Source organism: Mesorhizobium sp. M4A.F.Ca.ET.022.05.2.1, assembly GCF_003998845.1.
Taxonomy (GTDB): domain Bacteria; phylum Pseudomonadota; class Alphaproteobacteria; order Rhizobiales; family Rhizobiaceae; genus Mesorhizobium.
Genome location: NZ_RZOJ01000558.1, coordinates 1 through 3136, shown reverse-complemented (window position 1 = coordinate 3136; position 3136 = coordinate 1). Strand labels below are relative to the sequence as shown.

Sequence of the window (3136 nt, the reverse complement as noted above, 5' to 3'; positions counted from 1 at the left end):
TATTCGTGTTCTTCAACTAGAGAATCAGAGTTGACGATGATTGCCTTTATCACGCAACTTCATTGGCAATTTCACAGGTCATTTCCAGCATTCTGATGTAGGGAGGGATACTATGAAACGCAGTAATGCCCTTGCACTAAGGTTATTCGCGACAAGGGCAAAGCTCTTGGACGCGATCGAAAGCGAACAAGAGGCGCGAGCCAGACGCCACCAGGAAAGAGTAATGGCCTTCGAAGCGAGGGCGTCAACGGCAATTTCCAGCGGAAAGGCAGCGCTGGTCGTCCCTTTGATGCTTTTGGCAAACGGAGATTCCTGGTTCAATTATCCATTGGTCGACAATGGCCCTCTTTGCCGAGACACGGACATCATCGTCAAACTTGGCAAGATAGGGAGGCCGAAGCCGTTCATCCTGTCGGTCGCACATTGGGGGGATACGTCGGTCGATGAGCTGGCGCTCCCGAAACAGAAACGCATGAAGGAACAATTGCAAAACAAGGCGAACTGGGGAGCCCGAGGAAAGCCGGATGCGATCCTGATCTCCGCCGGAGGCAACGACATAGCCGGCGATCAATTCTGCATATTCATCAATGATGTGCAGGCGGGAAGGCCGCTGAACAGGGCACGTCTTCAAGAAGCGCTGGGCATGATCGAAGCTTCCTACCAGGAGCTTTTCGACTTTCGCAACAAATACGCCCATGGTGTCCCGATCTACGGGCATTGTTACGACTTTGCCGTTCCGGACGGCAGCTCTCCCCCATTTCCCGGTGTCGGGCCCTGGCTCAAACCGAGTTTTGACTTCAGCGGGCAAACCAATATGGCTGCAAACAAGCAGGCTGTGGCCGACGCATTGAAACTTCTCAAGACACTGTTGACCAAATTGGCGAGCAAGGCCTCGAACAGATTTCATTTGATAGATACGCAGGGAACAATCACGCGCCCAAGCGAGTGGGCCAACGAACTTCACCCGACCGAGGCTACCTTCGAAAAATTCGCCGATGTCTTTCGAAGGCGCCTCGCCGCTGACTTCCCTGGCAGAATCTAGTCAGGAGTGCCGGCTCCCAATCTGGCAATGCCGCTCAGGGAACTTTTGTCCGGCTGGCGATTTTGGATGTATGCTGGGAATCCCAACGGCCAGGAGGGTTTGCCGATGACGACGAAACGCCTTGCGATCTGCGCTCTCGTTTTCGCTGCAGCCTGTAGCATCTCCGCCTCGGCCTTCGCCGGAAGCCGCGACCATCGGGCCGAATCCGAACGCTACGTCCCCGCGCATCGCGATATCATCGACATTCTGTTCGCGGGCCCGCACTACTATGACCAGCAATTGTTCACGACGGCGGCCGGAGCCTGCTCCTACCACCAGGTCGGCCCTGACGCCAATGCGCTGAACAAGATCAACGACCACCATTGCGGCAAGTAGGCGGAACGCTCAGCGCCCACCGCTCTCCTTCATCGTCTCGATGATCTCCGCCATCAGCGCGAGGTCGGCGCGCGAGTCCGCGAGGTCTGTCAGCGGCCTGGTGCCGTTGGTGATGTGGCGGTGGAAGGTTTCGAGCTCGTTGGAGAAGGCGTCGCCATAGAGCGGTCCGAACGCCTTCGTCACCGGGCCGAGCGGGCCGGCTTCCGTCACTTCCAGCCTGGTCGGCAGGCTGCGGATATAGGGTGTGTCATAGATGATGCGGACCCGCTTGGTGTTCGAGCGCACCTCGATCATGGCGTCGAACAGGCCGAGCTCGTCGACGACGGCGTCATAGAGGCAGGCGAAGTGGCCGTAGTCGAAGGTCACGCTGGTGTTGGCGCCGCCATTGGTGCGGTGCGCCGCCAACACCCGGACCGGCTCGCCGAGCAGTCCGCGCATCGCCGAGATGTGGTGCGAGGAGAGCGCCGTCAGCCCGCGATATGCGCGCACGAGGTCGGCGGACGCATCGGCCCCCACCACCTCGCGGATCAGCGCGTCGCGCTCCCTGGCGCCGCGCGCCAGGATCGCCGGATCGATGTCGGTGGGGTAGAGTGTGTTCTGGCTCTTCTTCAGGAAATGCCGGCCTTCCGGGATGAGGTCGAAGATGCGCACATGGGTGATGTCGGCGTGGGTGGGCAATTCCTCGCGCGCCGCCAGATAGGCCGGCGCGTAGCGGCGCATGTAGCCGACGAAGATGGTCCTGGCGTAATCCTTGCTCAGCGCCAGCAGTTCGTCGATCTCGCGCACCGTCAGGCAGGCGGGCTTTTCCAAAAGGATGTGCTTGTCGGCCTTTATCGCGGCACATGCCGCGACCCCGGGCGAAGAGCGGCGGAGCAGAATTCTGCTCAGTAGCAACACTTCGAAGTTACGGCATGGATTCCAGGGTCTTCACGACGTCGCTTCGCTCCTGCTTCGCCCTGGAATGACGAAGGGACGTGTCTGCTCGGCGGCTCCATATTTGCGAGCGCCGCGCTGCTTGGGCTCAGCCTTGTCTTGCCTCCCTGGCGCCGGTCTGTCCTCCGGCGCCGTTCTTCGTCTCCTCGTTCTGCACCATCGCCAGCGCCGTGCCGGGCTCGCCCTCCCATAGGATCAGGCTGGCCGCGCCGACCAGGCCCGCCCGGTCGCCGAGTTCGGCCGGCACGATCGGCACGTCGCGGTAGGCCTGCATGGCGCGCTCCTCGACCGTCGCCCTGATCCCCGGCGCCAAAAGGTCGAAGCCATTGGAAAGGCCGCCGCCCATCACGATCAGGTCCGGCGAATAGAGATGCAGAAGATTGGTGAAGCCGATGCCGAGCCATCTGGCTTCCGCCTCGACCAGTTGGCGGGCGGTCGCGTCGCCCGTCCGCGCGGCCTCGACGACATGGCGAGCTGAGATGTCGCCGTCCTTGGCAAGGCGCCGGAGCAGCGATCCGTCGCCGGGCGCTGTCAGCCGTGTCGCCCGGCGCCCGAGCGCGGTTCCCGAGGCGACCGCCTCGAAGCAGCCGATGGCGCCGCAGAAGCAGCGGTCGCTTTCGCCGGTGATTGTCATGTGGCCGATCTCGGCTGCCAGCCCGCGCCTGCCGTGATAGATGTGGCCGTCGGCGACGACGCCGCCGCCGATGCCTGTCGAGACGGTGACGAACACCAGCGATCCGGCGCCGCGGCCGGCGCCGGATCGCTGGTGTTCGTCACCGTCTCGAC

Annotated in this window: 4 protein-coding genes; 2 read left to right on the top strand and 2 right to left on the bottom strand. The window is 62.0% G+C overall.

Translation table 11 applies throughout. The annotated features are described in order from the left end of the window. The first annotated feature begins 223 nt into the window (after window positions 1–223). On the top strand, window positions 224–1042 hold the full coding sequence (locus EN745_RS32610; RefSeq protein WP_127405942.1) for an SGNH/GDSL hydrolase family protein: 819 nt from the start codon (window positions 224–226) through the stop codon (window positions 1040–1042). 105 nt (window positions 1043–1147) lie between these two features. Further along, window positions 1148–1417, top strand: coding sequence for a hypothetical protein (locus EN745_RS32605; protein WP_127423151.1), 270 nt, complete (start codon window positions 1148–1150; stop codon window positions 1415–1417). 9 nt (window positions 1418–1426) lie between these two features. Here EN745_RS32605 and EN745_RS32600 read toward each other — a convergent pair whose 3' ends face one another. Then, entirely contained in the window at window positions 1427–2314 is an 888-nt protein-coding gene (locus EN745_RS32600) for a Gfo/Idh/MocA family oxidoreductase (RefSeq protein WP_281034802.1), read from the bottom strand. A gap of 124 nt (window positions 2315–2438) precedes the next feature. Next, the coding region (locus EN745_RS32595) for an ROK family protein (RefSeq protein ID WP_127423150.1) at window positions 2439–3136 on the bottom strand (698 nt) is incomplete at its 5' end.

Bases quoted from the DNA above. Each gene is read 5' to 3' on its own strand.
- EN745_RS32605 (WP_127423151.1), top strand. From the start codon at position 1,148: ATGACGACGAAACGCCTTGCGATCTGCGCTCTCGTTTTCGCTGCAGCC.
- EN745_RS32610 (WP_127405942.1), top strand. From the start codon at position 224: ATGGCCTTCGAAGCGAGGGCGTCAACGGCAATTTCCAGCGGAAAGGCA.